This is a genomic window from uncultured Campylobacter sp. (assembly GCF_938018145.1).
Classification (GTDB): Bacteria; Campylobacterota; Campylobacteria; order Campylobacterales; family Campylobacteraceae; genus Campylobacter_A.
In genome coordinates this window covers 1-2,410 of the sequence record NZ_CALIII010000334.1, presented here as the reverse complement: position 1 = coordinate 2,410, position 2,410 = coordinate 1, and the positions used below count along the sequence as shown (strand labels likewise).

Here is a 2,410-nt window from a genome sequence, read left to right as displayed (position 1 = left end):
AATTTACCGTGAGCTTCGGCGAATACGGACTAAGCAAGCCGCTAATCTTGTGGGTAAACGACGGATTGATGGCGGTATTTTTCTTTCTCATCGGACTTGAGTTAAAGCGCGAAGTGCTAGAGGGCGAGCTAAAAAATCCATCACAGATCGCACTGCCCGCCATCGGCGCAGCAGGCGGCCTGATAGTACCCGCGGTTATCTTTTATCTTTTTACTAAACACGACTCCTTCGCGCTTGGTGGCTGGGCGATACCGACTGCGACGGATATCGCGTTTGCTCTGGGGATTTTGAGCCTACTTGGGCCTCGCGTACCGACTAGTTTAAAAATTTTCCTCATGACGCTAGCGATCGTCGACGACCTCTGCGCGATCGTGATTATCGCGCTATTTTACACGAGCGAGCTTAGCGCCCAAATGCTTGCGGTCGCGAGCGTTTGCCTAGCCGCGCTTTTTGCGCTAAACAGACTCGGCGTAAAGAGCAAAGCGGCGTATCTAATCGTAGGCGTGGTGATGTGGGTAGCGGTGCTAAAATCTGGCGTTCACGCCACGCTTGCGGGCGTCGTGGCGGCCTTTTTCATACCGCTTAGCTTTAAAGACGAGCCCGGCAAATCGATGCTAAAAAGCATCGAGCACGACCTGCACGGCTGGGTGGCTTTTGGCGTGCTGCCGATATTTGCCTTCGTAAACGCAGGCATCTCGCTGCGAGGCGTCGGACTGGACGAGATTTTATCTCCAGTCGCGCTAGGCACGGCGCTGGGGCTTTTCGTCGGCAAGCAAGTCGGGGTATTTTCTTTTAGCTTTTTAGCGATCAAATTTAAGCTAGCCAAGCTGCCGGAAGGCTCAAATTTCATCCAGCTTTACGGCATCGCGGTGCTTTGCGGCGTAGGATTTACCATGAGCCTTTTCGTTAACGGCTTAGCCTACAACGACACGGACGCCTTTGCCTACACGGACAAGCTCGCTATCTTGCTAGGTTCGGTAGTTTCAGGCGCCGCGGGGTTTATATTACTTAAATTTAGCGCCAAAAACCAAAGCGCGCTAGAAAGATAACCCCGAACAAGCCGGCTAAATCATCCAGGCCGGCCGCTGCGTAATTTATAAATCAAATCGCACGCTACGTGCGCAAAGCTCGCAAACACGAAGCCGATACCCAGCCCGGCGGCTAGGTTGTAAAGCGCGCTGTCGTTTGCGAGGGAGTAGTTGTCAAATCGCACGTAAACGCCCCATCTGCCGCCCATCCCTTCCGGCGCAAAGAGCAGCCCGCTAAGCGCAAGAAAGCAAAAACCGCCGAGTACGACGAATTTCGCGGTCACGACGATCAAATTTGCCCCTCCGACGTCCGCGCGGCCGTAGTTTAGACAAAAGACGGCGGCAAAAAAGCAGATCCAAAACGGCGCGGCGCAGGCGTAAAAAGCAAGTACGCTTAAGCTCGCGCCGTTGTTTGCAAAGTCGTCCAAAAACGGCGCAAAAACACGCATGCCGCGGATGAAAGGTAGCCAAAATTTAAGCTCTAAAATCTCGTCCGGGCTCAAATTTAACGCCCAAATCCCAAGCGCGGCAAAAAATAAGACCCCGAGCGAAAACGGCGCCCAGCCTGCTAAAATCGCTCTCTCAAACAAGCTTTTACGCGCCGCAGGGTCGCGCCGGGATTTCGCTTTCGCCGCTTCTTTTTCGTTCATTTTTTTCCTTAAATTTATCCGCATTTTAAAGCGCGCTCAAAAATCAACCGTCAAATTTAACGGCAACCGCGCGGTTGGTTTAGACAGTCAAATTTGATCAAATTTTGCCGTCGTATCCGCTCAAATTTCACCTGTCGTGCAGAAAAACTCGCTCTAAATTTAGCGCAAATTTGACGCGATGACGACCAAATTTAGCCGCAGACAAACCGTCAAATTTAACCTAAATCAGCGCGATGTTGTCGATATGTAGCGCCTCGTCCTCGTATTTGTAGCCCAGAACCGCCTCGATATCCTCGCTCTTGCGCCCTTTTATGAGGGCTAGCTCGGCTGATGAGTAGTTTGTTATGCCGCGGGCTAGCGCTTGGCCGCTTGCGTCTTTGATAGCGAGCGTTTCGCCGCGCTCAAACTCGCCCACGACCTCGCGGATGCCGACTGCTAGCAGGCTTTTGCCCTCTTTTAGCGCCTTTGCCGCGCCCGCGTCGATAGCGACCGAGCCATTATCCGCGGCCGAGTAGGCGAGCCAGTATTTACGCGAATTTATCCTATTTTTGCCCGCCAAAAATAGCGTCCCGACCTCGCAGCCCTGCGCTGCTCGCACGATGTTTCGCGGGTTGGCGCCGTTTGCGATGATGAGGTGCGTGCCGTTTTTGGTCGCCATCTGGGCTGCGGTGATTTTAGTGCGCATGCCGCCGGTGCCAAATTTACTGCCCTCCGCGCCCGCAGCCGCTCTAA

3 protein-coding genes are annotated in these 2,410 nt (G+C 53.4%); 1 reads left to right on the top strand and 2 read right to left on the bottom strand.

Annotated elements, in window-relative coordinates; all coding sequences use genetic code 11:
* Positions 1-1,049, top strand: a 1,049-nt coding sequence (gene nhaA, locus Q0338_RS07720; RefSeq protein ID WP_298086245.1) for a Na+/H+ antiporter NhaA, incomplete at its 5' end; no start/stop codon positions are given.
* A 20-nt stretch (positions 1,050-1,069) separates the two neighbouring features.
* Here the strand turns inward: nhaA and Q0338_RS07715 are convergent.
* Both Q0338_RS07715 and Q0338_RS07710 read right to left on the bottom strand, forming a co-directional pair.
* Complete coding sequence (locus Q0338_RS07715) at positions 1,070-1,678, bottom strand: hypothetical protein (RefSeq protein WP_298086244.1); 609 nt, start codon at positions 1,676-1,678, stop codon at positions 1,070-1,072.
* A gap of 220 nt (positions 1,679-1,898) precedes the next feature.
* Positions 1,899-2,410, bottom strand: a 512-nt coding sequence (locus Q0338_RS07710; protein WP_366119805.1) for a PUA domain-containing protein, incomplete at its 5' end; no start/stop codon positions are given.